This is a genomic window from Novosphingobium sp. BAM6 (genome assembly GCF_057784955.1).
Genome location: NZ_JBYNTR010000009.1, coordinates 43747 through 65445, shown reverse-complemented (window position 1 = coordinate 65445; position 21699 = coordinate 43747). Strand labels below are relative to the sequence as shown.

The following is a 21699-nucleotide window of genomic DNA, read 5'->3' as shown; positions in this document are numbered from 1 at the left end:
CGACTGGTGTACGGATCGCGTTCACCGCTTATCCGAGGCGGGCGCCGTGTGCCACCTCCCGCCACGGAGACCCAGAAAAGTTCTGCTTTGGCCGCTTCCGGCGCGTTGGGTTGGCACAGAGTCATGAAGTCAGCGCGCAAATCGCGGTCCTTCGGTCATGGGCTTGGGGGCTGTTCCGGATAATGGCCTTGCGCAAACGTCTCGATCAGTTTCGCGCAAAAGGCGGGAAGGTCGTCTGGCTTGCGACTTGTGACCAGACCTTGGTCCACAACGACCTGCTCATCGACCCAGTGGCCACCGGCGTTCTCGATGTCGGTCCTGACCGTTGGAAACGAAGTCAGCGTACGGCCTTTCAGCACATCGGCTTCCACCAGTAACCACGGTGCATGGCAGATTGCGCCAACGGGTTCGCCTCAAAAAAGGCGCGAACGAATTTCACCGCTTCAGTGTTGCCACGAAGGTTGTCGGCACCAACGCTTCCGCCCGGGATAACAAGCGCATCGAAATGGTCGATGCAAGCATCGGAAAACCCTTCCTCCACGCGATACGTGCCGCCGGGATCCAGATCGTTGACGCTGGTTTGAACTTCGCCCTTCTCAAAGCCGATAATAGTAACTTTCGCCCCTGCGTGCTGTAAAGCGCGGCGAGGCTCGACGAACTCCACCTCTTCTGTGCCACGCGGCGCGATTAGAAGAGCTATGGTGCGATTTTCAAGCGACATTCTATCTCCTTTTATTGTCAGAATTTCGCCAAATCTACGCATGACGAGCCAAAGGGAGCTGTCAGATATTGTAACTTCTACTTAGCGCTTTCGATACTTCGTCCTTTGTGCTCGCCCGCCTCTACGGGCAGGCGGCGCATGGGCGCGATGAGCCGTCATCCGATGAAACTGATGAGGTCATCGTTCAGTCTTGTTGGGGCTGTCGCGAACAGACCGTGAGGTTCACCGTCATATTCGATAAATTCGGCACCTGGAATTCCGGCGGCAGCAGCTCTTCCGGAAGGGGCGATCGGAACCGTCTTGTCGGCCGTGCCGTGGATGATCAGCGTAGGGACGGTGAAAGAGGCCAGATCTGGACGAAAGTCGGTCTTCGCAAAAGCGTCGATGCAATCGACTGTCGCTTTCGGACTTGCCATTGTACCGAGCAAAAAGCTCCAGTCGAGGAGGCCCTGACTGACCGGGCTGGAAATGAAACCAACTCCATAAAATTGCTTGGCGAAATCCTGCAGGAAAGCAAACCGGTCCTCTCGGATCTGGGCTTTCATGGTTTCAAATACGCTCTCATCCACCCCGTCGGGATTATCGGAGGTGTTGAGCAAATAGGGGACTACACTGCTGACCAGAACAACTTTTTGCACCCGAGCGGCACCATGACGGCTGAGATACCGTGCTATCTCGCCGCCGCCCATCGAGAAGCCGACCAATGATGCGCCGTCGAGATTGAGTCCATCAAGAATTGCTCCAAGATCGTCAGCGAACGTATCGTAATCATATCCCGAGGCGCCGTGCCCGGACTGGCCGAACCCGCGACGATCGTAGGTGATAACGCGATATCCAGATTCGAGGAGGGCCACAGTCTGGTACTCGAACATATCGCCGGTCAAGGGCCAGCCGTGGATCAGCACCACCGGTTTGCCTTGCCCCATATCCTTCACGTGAAGGTTGGTGCCATCTTTCGTTTCGATGAAAGCCATCAAGAATACTCCGTATCGAGCGTCGCCTTCAAACTTAACCACAAACATCTGTGATAGTTCACTCGGCTCGTCGTGTTGGGGTCAGTCGAAGGGCGCCTACGTGGCGTTATTCGGACGTTTCGATCTCTTCCGACGGCTCCGGCCAGAGGTTTGTGGATAGCAGGCGATCTTGGTTCGTACAGTCTTTTGCTTCTGTCCGACTGTCCGGGAGAGATAAAACGGGACGTCAGATGTGAAAAATCAGATTTCGATGAGCAAGGTAAAATTTCATCGCCGAGCTTGCGCGAATTTATCCCGCCAAAGTCGATACAGATCCTGAGTCGACCCGCAGGTTGGCACCGTTGATGAAGCTTGCGCGCTCCGAACACAGGAACGCGACTGCTGCGGCGACCTCTTCCGCGCGCCCCCGGCGCCTGAGCGTCATCCCAGGCCGTTCTTGCACGAGGAAACTTTCGACGGCCTCATCGAAGGTGGTCCCCTTTTCTGCGGCCCGCTTTTCCATCATGACATCTGTCATCGGCGTGGCGATGAACGCAGGCGCCACGGTATTGATAAGAACATTGTCAGGACCGTAGGCTTTGGACAGACCTTTTGCGAGATTGAGGACAGCTGCTTTCGAAGCGCAATATGGCATTTCGTCAGTATAGGGCTGAACTGCGTCCTCCGAGGCGAAAAGGATGATACGGCCCCATTTCTGGCGACGCATAGCCGGAATGGCCTCGCGGCACATGCGAACAGCCCCCATGAAATTGATGTCCAGGGTCTCGTGCCACCCTTGATCGTCGATATCGAGAAAGTCTCCGGTCGCTCCGGTAATGCCGGCGGCGTTGACGTAAATATCGGGCGGTCCCAAACGTTCGCGAACACGTTGCCAGATTTCAGCGACAGACGCCGGGCGCGTTACATCGCCCGCGATCGCGATCACATTGCCATACGGCTGCAATTGCGTCAGGCTTTGCTCGAGTGTGCCGTTGACCTGATCGGTGATGGCTACACGAACGCCTGCCTGCAGGAGAAATTTCGCCGTTTCTTTGCCCATGCCTGAATCTGCGCCGCTGATAAGCGCAATGCGACCGGAAATACCCAGATCCATAACGGGCTCCTCTTTCTATAAGTCAAGCTTAGCGGTCATACCACACGACGGTTCTGCAAAAGGTCGGATCGGCGACATAAATCAGGCGATGCCGGCACCGCCCGTCACGCCGTAGACTTCGCCCGTAATGTAGCTGCCTTCCTGGGAGGCGAGCAGCACGTAGACAGGTGCGATTTCCACCGGTTGACCGGGGCGACCGAAGCGACTTTGTTCGCCGAACTTCGATACCTTTTCCTGAGGCTGGCCACCGGTTGTCTGCAGCACTGTCCAGAACGGCCCCGGTGCTACGACGTTAGCACGAATGCCCTTTTTTATCAGTTGCTTGGCAAGAGCTTTCGTGTAGGCAACGATCCCGGCCTTGGTTGTGGCGTAATCGAGCAGGATATCTGACGGCTCGTAAGCCTGCACAGAAGCTGTGGTGATAACGGATGCCCCGGCAGGCAAGTGCGGAATGGCAGCCTGCGCGATCCAGTGAAGCGCATAGAGATTTGTCTTGAGGGTGGTGTCGAAATCCTGCGAACTGACCGCCACGATATCTTCCCGGAATTGCTGGTGTCCTGCATTGATAACGAGAATGTCCAATCCTCCGAGGCCCTGTACTGCGCTCTCGACCATCTGCTTGCTCCAGACCTCGTCTGTCACATCGCCTGGCAATGCAACGGCCTTACGGCCCTCGGCCTCGACGAGAGCGATGACCTCCTTGGCATCCTGCTCTTCGCTGGGCAGGTAGGAAATCGCAACATCTGCACCTTCGCGGGCGTAAGCGATGGCCGCCGCTCGCCCGATTCCGGAATCGCCTCCGGTAATGAGCGCCTTTCGGCCTTGGAGCTTGCCTGCACCAAGATAGCTCTCTTCGCCGTGATCGGGCCTGGGAGTCATACTGCCAGCGATGCCAGGGGCGGGCTGCGGCTGTTTGGCAAATGGGGGAGCGGGATATTGGGCGCGGGGGTCCTGCATCGTCAGGCGATCGGTCATGACGGGCTCCTGTAAGTGGGAGGATGAGGGCAAAAGTGCGGATCGAAACATTTGCCGTCAGCAAAGCGCTACAGTCTGATTACGAACGCATGCTGGATATAGTTCCAACAGGAATTGCAAAAAGCCATGCCATACGCCGTAACGCTAACGGCTTCGTAGTCTGGCGCGGATAAAAATATGCAGCGACCCCGATATTATAGAGGTGTTAATTTAATATAGGTTTATGAACGCAGATTGCTTCCTGACGTTGTAGCAGGTAAAGCGCATATTAATCTTCCCTATGAGCAGCTGTGTTCCTATTTTTCAAATATGAAGTGCGGTCTCGGATTTGCCGCTCGGCCAACTCTGCCGCCATGATCAGGCTGTGCCCCGTATTCGCAGCGGCATGGGGGGTCATCGTCACCGCCAACTCGTTGGGGCCATCGAGAATTACAACGCCCTCTTCTGCGCTGGCCACGCCGGGCTCGTCGCAAGGACGCGGTGGATTGGAAGCTGCTGTCATAATCGATGCTCTGAATGAGGGGGCAGAACGGGGTCGGAATCTTCGAGGTAGAGGTAATTGGGATCGAACTGCCCCAGCGTTACAAGTCGCTCAATGTCGAGAATTTCCACGAGGGAGGAGCGAAATACACAAACCTTTTCCTCGCGCAGCTGGCGCATGACACGATTGACATGGACGTTTGTCAGGCCGCAGATTTCCGCGATATCCATTTGGGTCAAAGGTAATACAAAGCGCCGACCATCGCTTAACCCGGCAGAGAACAACCGCGCGTTGGTTTCGCATAGAAAATGGGAAATGCGACCGATGGCGTCGAGACGCCCGAGGCGGAACAGCCAAGCCCGGTGGATCGCCGCGTCAATGAGCGTGGAAAACCAGAGCTTCCGGCTCATCTGCGGCTGTTCGGCAATGATTGCATCCAACGCATCGTGACGCACGATTGCAACCGTTGCCGCCGTCATGGTTGCCACCTCATGGTCGAGCGTCAACAGAGGATAGGCGTGCAGATCGACGAAGTCGCCTGGCACATGAATGGCGACAAGCTGACGCAAGCCGTTTCTGTCGTCGATATATCGTGACAAAAAACCGTCTATCAACAGCGTGCTTTTGCGGAGGAGCGTTCGCGGGCGTGCTACGATTTCGCGAGCATCAAGTGTTCGCACTTCAGAAATTGCAGCTTCAAGCCGCAAGCGCTCGTGCGCTTCGAGCTTCATGCCGCGTTTATATCTCAGGAAGCGATCCGTAAACATTGATGCCTTTTCAGAGTTTTTTTCAAAAACGTCTTGCAATGCGAGATCTTCAACGGATGGATTTCAGATTCCGTTGCAAAGTCCCGGTGATAATTCGTTTTAACGCAAGTTAATTTAGCCGTTCTTTGCGCAACCGCAGCTGACATTAGGGGTTCGATCGGCAGACCAGTCGATAGGAATGATCATGGCTAAGCCCCCGAAATCGAAATCTGTTCCTCGCAACGCTGCCGATGTTACGGCTGCGGACCTGGCGAGGGTCGAGATTGGCGGGGAGTCCGCTAGAAAGGCGGGCGTCATCCCGGCCGATGCCGATGTGGCTTTCTCCTACACCGAGCAGCAAGGTTCAGGGGGTGAGACACGACAAGGCGCTTCTGGCGATGTTGCCACCATGACCACCCAACAGGGTATCCCGATATCCGACGATCAGAACAGTCTCAGGCAAGGGGCGCGCGGACCGACTTTGTTGGAAGACTTCCAGTTTCGCGAGAAAATGTTCCATTTCGATCACGAGCGGATCCCTGAGCGCGTGGTCCATGCGCGAGGTTATGCGGCTCACGGTTTTTTCGAACTGACCGACAGCCTGGCGGACGTCAGCCGTGCCGACATCTTTCAGCGAGTTGGCGAAAAGACGCCTGCCTTCGTCCGCTTCTCGACGGTCGCAGGTTCCCAGGGATCTGTGGACCTTGCACGAGATGTGCGGGGTTTTGCGGTCAAGCTCTATACCCAGCAAGGGAACTGGGACCTCGTCGGGAACAATATCCCTGTCTTCTTCATCCAGGATGCGATGAAGTTTCCCGATCTGATCCATGCCGCCAAACCGGAGCCGGATCGGGCCTTCCCGCAAGCCCAGACCGCGCATGACAATTTCTGGGACTTCATCAGCCTGACACCGGAAAGTTTCCACATGATCATGTGGGCGATGTCGGACCGCGCTATTCCGCGATCGTTCCGTACGATGGAAGGTTTTGGCGTTCACACATTCCGTCTGATTGACGCCGAAGGTAAATCGACGTTCGTCAAATTCCATTGGAAGCCCAAGCAGGGCCTCCAATCGGTGCTCTGGAACGAGGCGGTAAAGATTAATGGCGCCGATCCCGACTTCCACCGCCGCGACCTTTGGGATGCGATCAATTCCGGCGAATTTCCCGAATGGGAGCTGGGCGTCCAACTGTTCGATGATGTTTTTGCTGACAGCTTCGACTTCGATGTGCTCGACGCCACCAAGCTTATTCCTGAGGAACTGGTGCCGGTCCGGATCGTTGGCCGTCTGGTTCTCGACCGTGTCGTCGACAATTTTTTTGCAGAGACAGAGCAGGTTGCCTTCTGCACCCAAAACGTGCCGCCGGGCATCGACTTCTCGAATGACCCTCTGCTTCAGGGGCGCAATTTTTCCTATCTCGATACCCAGATCAAGCGCCTGGGTAGTCCGAACTTCACCCATATCCCTATCAATGCGCCCAAATGCCCCATGCATCACTTCCAGCAGGATGGGCATATGGCGACGCAGAACCCCAAGGGGCGGGCAAATTATGAGCCTAACAGCTGGGGGCCGACCCATGGTGGGCCCAGGGAAGATCCGGCGCGCGGGTTCGCGAGCTTTGCCGAGGTAGCGGATGGCCCCAAGCAGCGGACTCGCTCTGAAACTTTTGCCGATCACTACAGTCAGGCCCGCCAATTCTTCGTGTCGCAGACCCCGATCGAGCAAAAGCATATCGGCGATGCTTTGGTCTTCGAGCTTTCCAAAGTCGAGCGCCCCGACATTCGTTCTCGGACGGTCTCGCACCTGCTCAATATCGATGCCGATTTGGCAGCAACCGTTGCCGACGGCTTGGGCATGCCTTTGCCTAACGCGGCACCTGCCGCCCGTGCCCCAATTACCAATCTGCCGCCCTCGGACAAGCTGAGCATCCTCAAGAACGGTCCCGGAAGCTTTAAGGGACGCAAGCTGGGCATTCTTCTCACCGATGGAGCCGATGCCAAGCTGTTCGCCGCTCTGGTAAAGGCAGTCGAGAAGGAGGGGGGCGTTTACGAGGTGATTGCCCCCAAGGTTGCAGGCGTCACGCTATCAAATGGCAAGACCGTCGCGGCCAAACAGAAGATCGACGGCGGCCCTTCTGTGCTGTTCGATGCGGTAGCGATCATCGTGTCCGAAGACGGCGTTGCGCTGCTCGTAAATGATGCAGCGGCGAAGGATTTCGTTACCGATGCGTTTGCGCATTGCAAGTTCATAGGATTTTCCGGCGAGGCGCAGCCCCTTTTCGTCAAGGCCGGAATCGCCGACGATCTCGATGAGGGATGCTTACTGCTGGGCGCCGCAAAAGATGCTGCGGTCTTCGTGGCAACCTGCCGTGCTTTGCGCCATTGGCCTCGCGAATTGGAGGTAGATCTGGATGCAAAGCCTGCAGCCTGATTCCACCATGCCTGGCCCCTCCTATTTCGGAGATGGCGTCATGCCGCTCCCTGTTCCTGCTCATAGCGCGCGGCCGCTTCGGATCGGCATCATCTCGCATCTCAAGTATCCCATTGCCGAGCCTTTTGCGGGTGGGCTGGAAACGCATACCCATCTTCTGGCACGTGAACTGCGGGGCCGCGGACATTACGTGACAGTCTTTGCTTCGGAGCGATCAGACCTCTCCGTGGGTCTGGAAGCGATATGCGATGCGACGGCTCTGGCGGAAGTTGGGTCGGCAGAGGCCCATGATGTCGGGTTCTTTAAGGAGCATCATGCTTATCTGGCGCTGATGAAGGCGTTGCGGCAGCGTTCCTTCGACGTGATTCACAACAATTCGCTGCATTACCTGCCCGTATCGATGGCCGATACCCTTCCGATGCCGATGGTCACGACCCTCCATACGCCACCATTCTGCTGGCTGGAAAGCGGTGCGCGACTGTGTGATGCTCCCAATCACAGCTTCGCAGCCGTTTCACGTTCCGTTGCCGGACTATGGGATCACGTTGCGAGAACAGACCAGGTCATTCTCAATGGCATAGACCTTCAGAAGTTTGCCTTCAGCGCAGCACCGCAGCCGTCGCCCTATCTTGTCTGGTATGGACGAATTGTCCCCGAAAAGGGGCTGCACTTCGCCATAGAGGCTGCAAAATTGATCGGCTTGCCGTTACGCATCGCGGGTCCGATTCTTGATCAGGAATATTTCAACGACTTGATCAAACCGCATCTTGGCCACGAGGTGTTTCATGTGGGCCATCTTGACCATAGTGCCCTTGCCAGGTTCGTAGGAGGGGCACGGGCCTTTTTGTGCACGCCGATGTGGGATGAACCCTATGGTCTGGTTGTCGCTGAAGCATTGGCCTGCGGGGTTCCGGTCGCGGCCTTTGGGCGGGGCGCAATCCCGGAAATTCTTGATGAAAGCTGTGGCGCGCTTGCGACACCCAACGATGTGGTCTCGCTCGCACAGGCTGTGCGAATTGCTGTCACGTTAAGCCGTGAGGATTGCCGCAGGCGAGCAGAACAGACGTGCGATGCCCGCCGAATGATCGATAGCTATGAGGCTCTCTATCATCGGCGGATTGCCGCCAATCATGGCGGTGCAGAAGCTGCAAATGCGGTGCCCTTGCTCCATGCGTAAGGAAAAAATGGCACCGCTTTTGGAAAAAGGCCTGGATTTGTGCGTGTGCGTTCCTGCCCGTAACGAGGCTGCGCGCTTGCCAGTGCTTTTTCGTGGGCTTGCTGCACAATCGAGACCTGGTCCGATCAAGGTGATTGTCGCACTTAACAACACGACGGACGACAGCCATCAGGTCCTTGCCCAGGCCCGATCGGACTATTGCGGTCGTCTCTACATTCATGTCGAGGAGGCGACGTTTGCGGCCGAGCTTGCCCATGCCGGCTCTGCTCGCCGTCTTGCTATGGATGCCGGCCTGACACTTTTGCCATCCCACGATCAGGGCATCCTCGTAAGTACTGATGCAGACACGTTCCCGCCGCCCCATTGGCTGGATAATATGGTGCGTGCATTTGCGCGCGGCGCTGATCTGGTAGGTGGGCGCATTGCGATTGATACAGCCGAGGAACTTCCGAAGAACGTTCTTGCCTTACGGCAGGCATGGGAAGCCTATTGGGAAGCGGTCAGGGCTATCGAGGATAGCCTGGATCCGTTGCCATGGAACCCGGCACCTCGGCATGGTGATCATACGGGGGCGTCTTTAGCTCTGCGCGCATGCCTTTATACTCGCTGTGGGGGGGTGCCGCTCCTGCGCACTGGCGAAGATCATGCGCTGGTTATGGCGGCAATTGCCCATGGCGGGCGCCTGGCTCATCCGGCCGATGTTTTCACCTGGGTATCGCCGCGTCGCGAGGGGCGGGCTGAAGGGGGCATGGCGCAGGACATGCAGGATCTGTTCGATCTGGCAGCGTCGGGCAGTATGCCGTGCGCCCCCGGTTTCGAGCATTGGCAGGAAAGGGCGAAGTGGCGAAAGCGTCTTCGCTCGCGACCGGAAGGCCACAAAAGGATCGTACGCGAAGAACCGCTATTGCCGCCGATGCCTCGCGATTTGGTTCTGGATGTGCTGTCGTGATTGAACGACCGATCGGCTACTACGTTCACCACCATGGTGCCGGGCATCGCCAGCGTGCCGAGGCAATACGCTCGGTAGCGGACAGACCTGTGGTCCTTTTAGGCACCGGCATGGACGACAGCGGCATCGATCTGCCCGACGATCGGCCTTTGTCAGGCCGGTTCGATGGAAACGATGCGGCCACGTGCCGCCCCAATGCGCTGCACTATGCCCCGCTCGATCATGACGGTGTTCGTGCGCGGGCTGCCAGGATCGTAAACTGGATTGCGCAGGCGAAGCCCAGCTTGATGGTCGTCGATGTTTCGGCAGAGGTCGCGATGTTAGCTCGGCTAGCGTCTGTGCCGACAGTCTATGTGCGGCTCGGTGGCGAGCGAAGCGATCCGGCTCACCTTGAGGCTTTCAGGGGCGCCTCGGCAATCCTGGCTCCCTTTCACGCCGCATTGGAAACCGACGGCACGCCGGATTGGGTCCGCGAAAAGACGTTCTACGTGCCCGGGATCGCCAGTTTGCCGGCTTGTGAGGAAACGGTATTTGACCGCATCCTCGTTGTTTTCGGCCAAGGCGGTCGCCCGGGCGATGGAACGCTGATTGCCGAGGCCGCACGCGCATGTCCACATTGGCAATGGCGTGTCATTGGTCCCGCCGTAGCGCCGATCGACTGCCCCGCAAATCTGGAGTTTGCCGGATGGGTCGTCCGCCCAGAGATCGAAATAGCTCGGGCAAGGATCATTGTCGGGGGCGCCGGAAATGGCGTGGTCGGAGCAGTCATGGCCGCAGACAAGCCCTTTATCTGCTTGCCGGAAGATCGTCCCTTTCAGGAACAAGCTGCAACAGGCAGGGGCCTGAAATCGTGGGGAGCTGCGCTCGTTCTTCCCGAATGGCCGGCAGGACGGTTCTGGCCGCGACTCTTTGAGGATGTGCTCGATATGCCGGCAGCGCCCCGGCGTGCGCTTTATGACCCACAAGCGGCGCAAAAAGTCGCCGCATGGCTTGGGCAGCATGCAGATATCTCGATCAAGCGTGCGGAGGTCGCGGCGTGAACCTGTCATCTATCCTTAAGAGCAAGACGGATACCCCGGTGGCCCGAGCCGGCGCGATAGCGGGACAACTCGAAGTTCTGGGCGCGCGATATGATGCCGCGCCCGTCTTTCCGTCGGAGAGTATGCGCACCTTGGCCAGAGCCGGGCTCCACCGGGACTTTGCTTGTGTCGATGCTGGCGGTACCGCTTTCGGCGATACAGCGCACCGCTATCGCTCTTTAATGGATGTCTTGCGAATAGTCGGCCGCGCGGATTTGAGCGTGGGCCGTCTGTTTGAAGGTCACGTCAACGCGCTGGCGCTGTTCGAATGGTACGGATTGCCCGAGCAGATTGCGCATCTTTCCGGTCGGCTTGCTGCTGGGGCCTTTTATGGCGTGTGGGCGACGGAGCCCGCCCCCGGCGTCAGGATTGTCGTTGGCACTGATGGCCGCAGGCTGCTTGATGGTTCCAAAACATTTGCGAGCGGAGCGGGGGGGCTTTCGCACGCTATTATCACGGCGAGGCCGGCGCAGGGAAGTCGGCAACTCGTCATCGTCGCCGGCGACGAGGCTGCACGTGCTGATCTTTCAGATTGGCGGGTTCGAGGGATGCGCGCGAGCAATAGCGGCAGGTATGATCTGACAGGAATGCCGATCACGGACCACGATCTCCTTGGCTTGCCAGGCGATTACGACCACGATCCCAGATTCACGACTGGAGCTTGGCGTTTCGCCGCTGTCCAGTTGGGCGGTATCGAGGCCTTGTTGACAGAAACGCGTAAGGCCATGTCCGATAAGGCACGCACTGACCCGCTCCAGCGCGCCAAATTCGCAGAGTGTGTTGTGGCAACTCGGACGGCTTATCTTTGGGTGCGCGAATGTGCGGCCCGTGCCGCCGCCGAAGATGCCGACGGGCCAGCATTTGCCCGGCTAACGCGCGGTGTCGTCGAGCGGGCCGGGCTCGACGTTATGGAGCTTTCCGCGCGCATCGTTGGCACCTGCAGCGCAATGGACGGTCAGCGCATTGACAAGATCACTCGCGATCTGTCGCTCTACCTGCGACAAGCGGGGCCAGACTATGCTCGCGATCAGGCGGCTTTGGTCTGGCTTGATCACGATGCATGGGGCTGCGAGGACAGCTTGTGGTAACCGGCACGCTTGGGGGCCGCCCTTGGGGCAACCGGCGATGGTTGGTCCTGGCACCGCACCCGGATGATGAGACTCTCGGCGCCGGCGCCCTTATTGCCCAGGCCGCCGCGCAAGATCGATTCGCGGCCTTGGTATATCTGACTGATGGTTCTGGCTCGCACCCTTGTTCCGATGGATGCGCTGGCAGGTTTATAGCGGTCCGCCGTCGCGAAGCTGCCTTGGCCTTGTTCCGACTGACAGGGAGCCGCAAGCACGTCCCTGTTCATCTGGATTGGCAGGACGCTAGGCCAGCCAAGCTGGGAAGCATGGAATTTCATCGAAGCGTTTGCGCGCTGGCTGCGCTCTGCCGTCAGCTGCGCGTCGATGCGATCGCCGTCACAGCACTTCACGAGCCGCACTGCGATCACGCGGCGGCAGCACAGCTCGCCTATGCAGCCGGCCGTTCTGCAAAACGACAAGTCATCGTGGCGGAATTCTGCGTCTGGTCCAGCCGTCCTACTGGAAGGCTCATTCGAGTCATTCGCACCGAAGCGATGCCGCCTGGAAAGCGCAGAGCAGCGCTGCGCTCGCATCGTAGCCAATTGACGGCTTCATATGGCCAAGGCTTTCGGCTTCCTGCCGAAAAACAGCGCATGCCGGCACGCGACACTCTCTATGTATGGAGGCATCGATGACCCGCCCTGAGACAAGCCTGCCTTCTGAATACTTCGAGAATATGTTTCGAGGAACGCTCGATCCCTGGAATCTGGAAACCAGCCCCTATGAGCAGCGCAAGTTCGCGCGCTCCGTCGAGGTTCTGGGGGCAAGAACATATGACCATGTCTTCGAAATCGGCTGTGCAAAGGGCGTTTTGACATCACGGCTCGCGCCGCAGGCGACCTCTCTTTTCGCGATAGATGTGAGTGGCACGGCGCTGCGGGCGGCGCGGGAGAGATGCGCAGATCTGGGCCACGTCGGTTTTGCCAACATGCGTTTTCCGGCGCAGGCGCCCCACGGCAAATTTGACCTCGTTGTCTTGTCGGAGGTCGCCTACTATTGGAATGACCGCGATCTTGGCGAAGCGGCGGAATGGCTTGAACGCCACCTGATCGCCGGGGGCGATGTGCTGCTGGTTCATTGGACCGGCAAGACAGATTATCCGCAGAGCGGCGACGGCGCCGTGGACAAGCTCAAGGCACATTTGGGTGAAACGATATCCGTATGCATAGCGGAGCACGGCGCTGACTATCGGCTGGACCTTTGGCGAAAACTGAAATGAGCATCAGCGTGTTGACGATCGTCCGCAACCGGTCAGGGCACCTTGCGCAGTTGATTGAAGGTTTGCGCCGCAGTGAGGCTTTTCCCGATGAACTGATTATCGTTGATATGGCAAGCGAGTCTCCCGTCCAGGTGGACGACCTGCCTTTTTCCTGCAGAACCGTTCGCTTGGCCAGCAAAGGACTGCCCTTGGCAGAAGCGCGCAATAAGGCTGCTTCGGTCGCTGCAGGTGATCAGCTGCTATTTCTTGACGTCGATTGTATTCCGATGCGCGGTCTGGTTTTGGCCATCGCAAAAGTGCTTGTTGATCACGATGCCCTGGTATGTGCCCAAGTCCGCTATCTAGGACCCAACGATGCTCGCTCCCAGTGGGATGAAACGGCGCTTCTGGCCCATGCCCACGGTCATCCTGCCCGCAGTTTCCCATCGAATGGATTGCAACAGATCGACAATCCGGGCTTGTTCTGGTCGCTAGTCTTCGGAATACGACGCGAGCGATTTAGAAACCTTGGCGGATTTGATGAGAGCTTCTCCGGTTATGGTGCTGAAGACACCGACTTTGGTTTCAGGGCCAAAAACGATGGATTGCCGCTCTTGTTTATGGGGGGGGCAGGTGCATTTCATCAGCACCATGCCAGCTCCGATCCTCCCTTGCAGCATTTTGAGGATATCGTGCGTAACGCGCACATCTTTCACAAGAAATGGGGCGTGTGGCCGATGGAAGGCTGGCTCGCCGCTTTTGCGGACGCTGGTTTTGTGATTTGGAACGAGGATATGCTGGCCATCGAGCGGTATCCCTCGAACGCCGAGATTATCGCGGCTAACGTGGCGTGAACACAAGCGCACTGTGGCAGCCTGAGCGGAATGAGTCTGAACATCTCGAACCATGTATGTCGCCGACGCGGTCTGAGCAGGTATGTCTCGGCCATGCTTGCCCGACTGGTTGGTCTGTTTCCTGTGTCGCGCTGGAGCTCCAGGACATAAAGAAACGGATGCGTTCGGACAATGTTACTTAATCCCATTGCTGCCGAGCGATCCGTATGAATGGGGATGTATCATCTATATGGCTGCCTTTAAGAAATAAACATATGTTAAATACTATGTTGAAAACTTGTATAAATCACTCTGGCATCTTTGTGCACAGGCAATATGATATTCGCTGGATCGTATTTTCGGAGGTGTCATGGCTCTTGATTCACAGGCCAATCAGGACACGATACAAAGTCTGGTCGCGGCGAATTTATCGACGTTTAATGGGCTTTCCGTGTTGCTGGTAAGACTTGCCAAAAAAGGGATGATCGACGTCGATGATGTACAGGCGCTAGAGCGGGCATCGCGGGTCCCGCTGGATCACCCAGATTGTGCAACGAGCGAAGTCATCTCCGAGCTATATCGTCAACATGATCAGCTTTTTGCATGGTTGCGGGACATACTGGGTGGTTCTGGTCAATCGTAACCGTCTGATAACCGCGTTTCAGCGCGACGTGGGCAGACACTTGTGTGCGACCACCAAGACAGAATTAATCGTTGAAGTATAGAAATGTTATAGCGCAGAGCACTGCAAGCCTTCAGTATTATTAGGCGACCCGAAGGGCCCTAGAGGCCTGTGTTGACCTGGAGCAGAAACTGCTCCAGGTCCTTTTTGATATTGCGCGCTCAAATTTCAGGCGTCGCGGGTGTCGCGCTTCTGGATGACCCGAGTAGCCCCCAGACCTTACGTGCGTGCGGTGAGGCTGGCCTCAGCCTCGGAGTAAGTAGGAAATGGGGGCACGTCGGAAGGGCCGGCGCCGATCCCCATGCTTAAACGAGGGCGAACCATGAGTATCCTCTAGACTGGATGTTCGTGCGGAAAGCTGTCCTCGAGTTACCGCCGGACCTGTTCCATTGACCATTTGCGGCCCGGTTTTGTAGATACGGTGTGAACTGATGCGGTGGATGCCTCCCTTCATCGGGCATCGTATGATGCTCAATAGCGCCATGGCGGCGCATGAAGGAGGAGCATATGGCGAATGCACACATGCTGTCGATCGACCTGGCAAAGCGTAGCTTCCAGGTCTGCGCGACTGATCGAGCAGGGTCGTGTGTGGATGCCTCCCAGATTGCAAGGTGATTTTCTGAGTTTGCTCGGCAGAGCGCTTCATCGGTCGTGTGTCAGGCCTCTGGTGTGGCTTGCTGACGCCACGGGCCGTTATGCAGTTCGAACGATCCGGGCCACATCGGTTCAGCGAGCTTGGTTTGCTCTCGCCCCGGGACTGGTTAGCCGTATCGTGAACATTGAAGTCCTTGCCGCATAGTATCAGTCGATCTCCTTGTCGGGGCCGAGGCCCCGAGCGCTATGGCAGTTACACCATCACGCCAAACGGTAGTCTTCCTCGCGGGTCATCATCGCCCAGATTGTCCGTGCCATTTTGTTCGCCAGTGCTACGGCGACCACCATTCTGGGCCGTCGAGCCATCATGCGGCCCAGCCAGTTGTCGGGGAGAACGCCTTTGCGCACGATCCATCGTATCCTGCTCATCGCACCGACGACGAGAAGTTTGCGAATGTCGCTTTGACCCATTTTGCTCATGGACCCGAGGCGGGATTTTCCGCCCGTTGATCGCTGCTTGGGCACGAGGCCGAGCCATGCTGCGAAGTTTCTGCCGCTGGCGAAAGTCCGCAGATCTGGTGCAAACGCCATGATCGCACCAGCGGTCACCGGGCCAACGCCCGGCACCGTGCAAAGGCGGCGAAGCTCGACGCCGACCGCCATTGCTTCCCGTAGTCTGAGTGAAAGCTCGTCAATCTTCGCGGACAGGGTGTCGATGTGCTCGAGGTAGAGTCTTGCGATCTCCCGTATACCGGGAGGCACGTCGACATCATCATCGTCCATGGCTGCGCGGATTTCCTTCAGATGAGGAACTCCTTGAGGGAATACCAGGCCGAACTCGGCCAAGTGTCCTCGTAGCGCATTGATAGTCTGCGTCCGCTGGCTCACAAAACACTGATGGGTACGATAGGCCACAGCTCTCGCTTGATGCTCCGCGCTTTTGACCGCAACGAAATGCAGGTTCGGGCGCACAGCAGCTTCGGCAATGGCCGCCGCGTCTGCAGCATCGTTCTTCTGCCTCTTCACGAAAGGCTTCACGTAGATTGGCGGGATCAGCCGAACCTCATGACCTTCCGCGCCAGCAAATCGGCCCCAAAAATGGCTCGTCGCGCAGGCTTCCGTAGCGACTATACAGCGGGGCTGCTCCCTGAGCAGTGCCTCCAGTTTGGACCGGGAGATTGTCCGATTATATAGAACCGACCCTGCTCGATCAGTCGCGCAGACCTGGAAGCTACGCTTTGCCAGGTCGATCGACAGCATGTGTGCATTCGCCATATGCTCCTCCTTCATGCGCCGCCATGGCGCTATTGAGCATCATACGATGCCCGATGAAGGGAGGCATCCACCGCATCAGTTCAGTTTTATCGAATGAAGATGTATTCGATTTAAATGATGCGCGATGATTGGTCGCGAGGCGTTATCGGCCGGGAAGAGATGAGGGGCTTTGATTTTTCACTGCCTTACGATTCGAAAATCCAGTCTCGCCCATACCAAGTAATACGGGAAGGACTGCGATCGCTACGAACGCAATCATCATGCCGGGCACGAATGGAGCGCTTAACTTATCACTCAGCAGTTGCGCGGTGTAAGGTGCGATCCCGCCGAAGATCGCGGTGGCGCCAGTAGCGCCGATGGCCAGTCCGCTGAGCCGGCTCGCAGTGGGAAAAAGCTCTGCGGTTGCCACTGCACCGACGGCACTGACAGCGCCGCCGAGCACGGCCAGAAGCAGAGCCGCGACAGGGATCATGCCGGAAGGGCCGCTGCTCATCGTGGCGAAGAGGGCGATGGGCAGCGGGATCGCGCAAAGGCACACCGTGAGAAGCACGGGTCTGCGCCCGATCCGATCACCGGCGATGCCGACCAATGGCGTTATCGCAATCACGGCGAGCGCGGCTGCCGTGGAGAGCCGCAAGGCGGCAACTTCCTGCATTCTGCCGATATGGGTCAGGAATGTGGGGACGTAGGTTATGCCGATGTAATACGTGATCGAACCCAGCGCGGAGATGGCAAAGCCCTGGGCGATCGCCCGGCGATGATGGCGCAGGGCGTCGAATAACGGGTTACTCGGCGTGCGACCGGTTGCGACCTGCTGCTGGAACGCTGGAGTTTCCTCCATGAATGAACGAGCGATCCAAAGCCCCGCTGCAAGCAGGGCGCCCAGGAAAAAGGGTATGCGCCAGCCCCAGTCGGTCAGTGTCTGCGGGCTCATGAGGCTGACCGTGATGGTGCAGACGGCCGCTGCCAGCAGTCCGCCAACTTCGCTCGCCGCTGCGGCAAGGGACGTGACAAGGCCTCGGCGACGGGAAGGTGCGCTTTCCAGCAGGTAGGCGACCACGCCGGTATATTCGCCACCGACCGAGAACCCCATCGCACAGCGCAGAATGACCAGCAGAATGCCCGCTGTATGGCCGATCGTCGCACGGGTCGGCAGGCAGGCAGTGGCAAGCATGGCAAGGCTCATCAATCCCATGGAGATTAGCATCATGCGCCGACGACCGAAGCGATCGCCGATATGGCCGAACACCGCGGCGCCCAGAGGGCGCATGAGATAGGCCACCGCAAAGCCCCCCAGTGTGGAGGCAAGAGCGGCGTTGCCCTGGCCGAAGAACACGCGGGAAATCACCGTCGCGAAGTAGAGGTAAAGCGTGAAATCGTACCATTCGACGATCGTCGAGAGCGCCGCGACGATGATCGACATCTTCGAAACTCTGCTTGTCTCGTTCGTCGTCATGCCCGACTCTGGGCCTTGCGCTCCAGGCGGCGTTGCAGGAAGGCCAGAACGAGAGCTTCTTCCGGGCGCAGCGTCGTGACATCTTCGCGCAGTTCCGTCTCCACGGCGTTCCTGGCTTCAAGCACCAGTTCGTTGTTCAGGTAGCTCTCGAAGATTTCGGGGTGGATATAGCACTTTCGGCAGACCGTGGGCGTATTGCCCAACCGCGCGGCGACGGCTTCGATCGCGCTGCGGACATTGCGCTTGGCAGCAGCCTCGCTATCCACCTTTTCATATTCCGCCAGCGCCATTGCGGCGAGCACGGTCCCGTTCCAGGTGCGGAAATCCTTCGCGGTGATCCGGGTGCCGGATATTTCTCCCAGATAGGTATTGATGTCGCCCGAAGTCACTTCGCATTCCTGCCCATCTTCGCCGATGTACTGGAACAGGTGCTGGCCCGGCAGGTCCTGGCTGCGTTTGACGATGGCGGCAATGCGCCTGTCTTTCAGTTTCAGGTTCCACTGCTTGCCGCTCTTGCCCTTGAAACGGAAGCGCAGTTCCGAGCCGTTCACCGTGACGTGGCGATCGCGCAGTGTGGTCAGTCCATAGCTCTTGTTCTGTCTGGCGTAATCGCTGTTGCCGATGCGGATCATCGTGCTTTCCAGCAGGTGAACCACGGCGGCGAGAACTTTCTCTTTGGGCAGGCCGCGCCGGGAGAGATCGGACGCGATACGGCTGCGGATGGCCGGCAAGGCCCGCGCGAAATCGAGCATGTGCTCGTATTTCGTGCTGTCGCGAACTTCGCGAAAACGCGGATGATAGCGGTATTGCTTGCGGCCCTTCGCGTCCCGTCCGGTTGCCTGCAGATGGCCGTTGGGGCGGGGACATATCCAGACATCGGTATAAGCGGGCGGAACGGCCAGAGCTGCCAGCCGATGCAGTTTCTTATCGTCCTTTATCAGGTGGCCTCGGGTATCGTGGTAGCGAAAGCGCCCGCGATAGGGTGTGCGGGTTATGCCTTTGCTCTCGTCCGAAACGTAGATGAGCCCCGCGTTTTCCGCGGCTTCGCGGGGATCGACGATGCCGCCGTCATACCGCTGTTCCGATTTTCCTGCCTTGGCCATACATGCTCAAGGCGTAACGGCGCTTCGCGTTCCTTAACCTAGGACCGGCCGCGCGATTTTCATTGCCCACACCGCCTAGGTGTCTTTCCGCCTTTGAAGAATCCGGCCACAGGCCCGCTTGATGTCTGCACGGTGCGTTGCCCACGATGCCATGATCATGCGGAAGGCGTCCGGGGACATGGCTTGTTCCTGCGCCCGTGCTTCATTGGATGTGGTGTGAGGGTTCATGCGTGGAACATCTCGGATCGCGGTTGTGATTGTCGCGATCGTAACATGATGCACGCGTGACCGGTTCCTCTATGTGGCTCTGCCAGCCCTTCTTATGGAGCAATCCGTCGCACAAAGGCGCTGTGAGGCAGAATGTTGAGCAGGGCATGCATCTTATCCGGCCCCTTGCCGTTACGAAGGCATGGCGACTGTACTGGAAACATCGCGTGCGCCCCGCAGCGCCGCATTTGCGCGCTTTCGGGCAGTAAGAGCGCTTTCGCAGGCGCTTGCCGATCCGCTCTCGGACGCTGATGCCACGGTACAGTCGATGCCAGATGCCTCTCCTGCGAAGTGGCATCTGGCGCACACCACCTGGTTCTTCGAGACTTTCGTGCTGCGCGATCATAGTCCGGGCTATCGCCTGTTCGATGCGGATTGGGCCTATCTGTTCAATTCCTATTACGAGGCCGAAGGGCCACGACACGCGCGTCCGCTGCGCGGCATGCTCACCCGCCCCTCTCTGGCAGCGGTGCTGGATTACCGCCATCACGTCGATCGGGAGATGGAGCGGTTGCTGGAACGGGACGACCTTGCGGACCTGATCACGCTTGGTCTCAACCACGAGCAGCAGCATCAGGAATTGCTGCTGACCGACATCAAGCATGCGCTGTCGCAGAACCCGCTTGCGCCTGCCTATTCTTCCGTATCGACGCCGCGCCCCTGCGTTGTCGATGCCGACGATTGGTGGCGCTGCGATGGAGGGATCAGGTCGATCGGGCATTCCGGCGAGGGTTTCGGCTTCGACAACGAAGGTCCGCGCCATCAGGTGGTGATCGAGCCCTTTGCGCTTGCGCGGCGGCTCGTCACGAATGGCGAATGGGACGCGTTCATCGCGGATGGCGGCTATCGCAATCCGGCGCTGTGGCTGTCCGATGGCTGGGCATGGATCAACGCGCAGGAGATCGAGGCGCCGCTCTACTGGCGCGACGAGCAGGCGTTCACGCTCGCAGGCCTGCAACCGCGTTAGCCCGATGCGCCGGTGGCCCACATTTCGTTCTACGAGGCCGATGCCTACGCAACCTGGGCGGGCTGTCGCCTGCCGACCGAATTTGAGTGGGAAGTGGTGGCCGGCGATCACGATCCCCTGACCGGTGTTCAACTGGACAAAGCAGAAGCCGTGGCGCCGTCAGGCTCGTCGGGACTGTTCGGGGACTGCTGGCAGTGGACCCGCTCGGCCTATCTTCCCTACCCGCGCTTCCGACCGGCGACAGGCGCGGTGGGTGAATACAACGGCAAGTTCATGTCGGGCCAGTGCGTGCTCAAGGGCGCCAGCTGCGCGACGCCGCGCGGCCATTCGCGCGCCAGTTACCGCAATTTCTTCCCCCCCGAGAAACGCTGGCAGTTCACCGGCCTGCGCCTGGCAAAGGACATCTAGACCCATGGCTACCGCAGTACACGATCTGATCGACACCGATCGCGACCTTTTGCGCGCGCAGTTCCGTCGCGATGTCCTGACCGGTCTGGCCCAGCGGCAAAAGGCCATCCCCGCACGGTGGTTCTATGACCATCGTGGCAGCGAACTTTTCGAGGCCATCACCCGTCTTCCCGAATATTATCCGACCCGCGCCGAGGCGGGTATCCTGATGGCGCATGCGCCCCGGATCGGACGCATGGTGGGATCGCGCCACCATGTCGTGGTCGAGTTCGGTGCAGGCAGCGCAACGAAGACACCGTTGCTGCTCGACGCGATCTGGACAGCGGCCTACGTTCCCATCGATATCTCCGGCGACTTTCTGGAGGAGGCCTGCGCTGCACTGGCGCAACGTTACCCCGATCTGCCGATCCATCCGGTGGAAGGCGACTTCGGCACGCCGACGCGTCTGCCACCCGAAGTGGAGGGCCATCCGCGCCTCGGTTTTTTCCCCGGTTCCACCATCGGCAACATGGAGCCGATGGCGGCGGCGGATCTGCTGCGCGCGATGCGAAGTACACTGGGTGAGGATAGCCTGCTGTTGATCGGCTTTGACCGGATCATGGCAACGACCGAACTGGTCTCGGCCTACGACGATGGCGAAGGTGTCACGGCGGACTTCAATCTCAATCTGGCGTGCCGGATCAATCGGGAGCTGGGCGGCAATATGCCTCTGGAAAGCCTCGCGCATCGGGCGGTCTGGAACGACGAGCGCGCACGGATAGAGATGCATATCGAGGCACTCGATCCCATCCGCTTCGATGTCTGCGGACGCCGCTTCACGATGCAGGCGGGAGAGACCATCCACACCGAGAACAGCCACAAGTACGACCCGCGCAGTGCCAACACGCTGCTGCTCGCTGGTGGCTGGGAGCCGCTGCACTGCTTTGGAGATGCAGAGGACAAATTCATGGTGATCCTCGCACGTGCCATCGGCAGCGAGCAAACGGCCTGAATTGACAAGAGCGCCGGTCGCGGGCGCTATCTTGCGGTTGTGAGCGCCCGGTACAGCGCGCGGAAATGCGGGTGTTTCGCGGCCAGACGCGCCGTGATGTCAGGGTCCGGGTCGATACGTGCGCTGACGGGGCCGGGTTTTGCGATACTGGCGATGTCGTCCTCCCCCAGCG

At 58.6% G+C, this 21699-nt stretch carries 17 protein-coding genes and 2 pseudogenes; 11 read left to right on the top strand and 8 right to left on the bottom strand.

The window, feature by feature from the left end; all coding sequences use genetic code 11:
- Positions 1 to 155: 155 nt before the first annotated feature.
- The 5 genes and pseudogenes from AC3EC3_RS17215 to AC3EC3_RS17195 form a co-directional block, all read right to left on the bottom strand.
- Positions 156 to 721 (bottom strand): annotated as a pseudogene (locus AC3EC3_RS17215) (type 1 glutamine amidotransferase domain-containing protein).
- A 155-nt stretch (positions 722 to 876) separates the two neighbouring features.
- The gene (locus AC3EC3_RS17210) at positions 877 to 1695 is read right to left on the bottom strand and encodes an alpha/beta fold hydrolase (protein ID WP_260929201.1); all 819 of its coding nucleotides are present in this window, start codon (positions 1693 to 1695) and stop codon (positions 877 to 879) included.
- 289 nt (positions 1696 to 1984) lie between these two features.
- Complete coding sequence (locus AC3EC3_RS17205; protein WP_488490827.1) at positions 1985 to 2788, bottom strand: SDR family NAD(P)-dependent oxidoreductase; 804 nt, start codon at positions 2786 to 2788, stop codon at positions 1985 to 1987.
- A gap of 81 nt (positions 2789 to 2869) precedes the next feature.
- The gene (locus tag AC3EC3_RS17200; protein WP_260929204.1) at positions 2870 to 3763 is read right to left on the bottom strand and encodes an SDR family oxidoreductase; all 894 of its coding nucleotides are present in this window, start codon (positions 3761 to 3763) and stop codon (positions 2870 to 2872) included.
- A 498-nt stretch (positions 3764 to 4261) separates the two neighbouring features.
- A complete protein-coding gene (locus AC3EC3_RS17195; RefSeq protein WP_260929206.1) occupies positions 4262 to 5011 on the bottom strand; it encodes a Crp/Fnr family transcriptional regulator in 750 nt (249 codons plus the stop codon).
- A 184-nt stretch (positions 5012 to 5195) separates the two neighbouring features.
- Between AC3EC3_RS17195 and AC3EC3_RS17190 the strand changes: the two genes are divergently transcribed.
- From AC3EC3_RS17190 to AC3EC3_RS17150, 9 genes are all read left to right on the top strand, one after another.
- The gene (locus AC3EC3_RS17190; RefSeq protein WP_488490826.1) at positions 5196 to 7421 is read left to right on the top strand and encodes a catalase; all 2226 of its coding nucleotides are present in this window, start codon (positions 5196 to 5198) and stop codon (positions 7419 to 7421) included.
- A gap of 40 nt (positions 7422 to 7461) precedes the next feature.
- Entirely contained in the window at positions 7462 to 8598 is a 1137-nt protein-coding gene (locus AC3EC3_RS17185) for a glycosyltransferase (RefSeq protein ID WP_488490833.1), read from the top strand.
- A complete protein-coding gene (locus AC3EC3_RS17180) occupies positions 8552 to 9547 on the top strand; it encodes a glycosyltransferase family 2 protein (RefSeq protein WP_488490825.1) in 996 nt (331 codons plus the stop codon). Before AC3EC3_RS17185 ends, AC3EC3_RS17180 begins: the two co-directional genes overlap by 47 nt.
- A complete protein-coding gene (locus AC3EC3_RS17175; RefSeq protein WP_488490824.1) occupies positions 9544 to 10587 on the top strand; it encodes a glycosyltransferase in 1044 nt (347 codons plus the stop codon). The genes AC3EC3_RS17180 and AC3EC3_RS17175 overlap by 4 nt, the downstream gene beginning before the upstream one ends.
- Positions 10584 to 11714, top strand: a complete 1131-nt coding sequence (locus AC3EC3_RS17170; RefSeq protein ID WP_488490823.1) for an acyl-CoA dehydrogenase family protein — start codon at positions 10584 to 10586, stop codon at positions 11712 to 11714. Before AC3EC3_RS17175 ends, AC3EC3_RS17170 begins: the two co-directional genes overlap by 4 nt.
- Positions 11687 to 12388, top strand: a complete 702-nt coding sequence (locus tag AC3EC3_RS17165; RefSeq protein ID WP_488490822.1) for a PIG-L deacetylase family protein — start codon at positions 11687 to 11689, stop codon at positions 12386 to 12388. Before AC3EC3_RS17170 ends, AC3EC3_RS17165 begins: the two co-directional genes overlap by 28 nt.
- Positions 12385 to 12972 (top strand): nodulation S family protein, encoded by a 588-nt coding sequence (locus tag AC3EC3_RS17160; protein WP_260929219.1) that lies wholly within the window; start codon positions 12385 to 12387, stop codon positions 12970 to 12972. The genes AC3EC3_RS17165 and AC3EC3_RS17160 overlap by 4 nt, the downstream gene beginning before the upstream one ends.
- Complete coding sequence (locus AC3EC3_RS17155) at positions 12969 to 13805, top strand: glycosyltransferase family 2 protein (protein ID WP_488490821.1); 837 nt, start codon at positions 12969 to 12971, stop codon at positions 13803 to 13805. Before AC3EC3_RS17160 ends, AC3EC3_RS17155 begins: the two co-directional genes overlap by 4 nt.
- A 349-nt stretch (positions 13806 to 14154) precedes the next feature.
- The gene (locus tag AC3EC3_RS17150; RefSeq protein WP_488490820.1) at positions 14155 to 14427 is read left to right on the top strand and encodes a hypothetical protein; all 273 of its coding nucleotides are present in this window, start codon (positions 14155 to 14157) and stop codon (positions 14425 to 14427) included.
- 894 nt (positions 14428 to 15321) lie between these two features.
- On the opposite strand, the gene AC3EC3_RS17145 is transcribed toward AC3EC3_RS17150, so the two are convergent.
- The 3 genes from AC3EC3_RS17145 to AC3EC3_RS17135 form a co-directional block, all read right to left on the bottom strand.
- Positions 15322 to 16335, bottom strand: a complete 1014-nt coding sequence (locus AC3EC3_RS17145; RefSeq protein WP_488490819.1) for an IS110 family RNA-guided transposase — start codon at positions 16333 to 16335, stop codon at positions 15322 to 15324.
- A gap of 142 nt (positions 16336 to 16477) precedes the next feature.
- Entirely contained in the window at positions 16478 to 17758 is a 1281-nt protein-coding gene (locus AC3EC3_RS17140; protein WP_488490818.1) for an MFS transporter, read from the bottom strand.
- Positions 17759 to 17787: 29 nt separating this feature from the next.
- Positions 17788 to 18894: a DNA topoisomerase IB gene (locus AC3EC3_RS17135; RefSeq protein ID WP_488490817.1), complete on the bottom strand. Its 1107-nt coding sequence runs from the start codon at positions 18892 to 18894 to the stop codon at positions 17788 to 17790.
- A gap of 409 nt (positions 18895 to 19303) precedes the next feature.
- Between AC3EC3_RS17135 and egtB the strand changes: the two are divergent.
- Positions 19304 to 20536 (top strand): annotated as a pseudogene (gene egtB, locus AC3EC3_RS17130) (ergothioneine biosynthesis protein EgtB).
- 4 nt (positions 20537 to 20540) lie between these two features.
- Positions 20541 to 21527 (top strand): L-histidine N(alpha)-methyltransferase, encoded by a 987-nt coding sequence (gene egtD / locus AC3EC3_RS17125; RefSeq protein WP_488490816.1) that lies wholly within the window; start codon positions 20541 to 20543, stop codon positions 21525 to 21527.
- Positions 21528 to 21699: the final 172 nt, after the last annotated feature.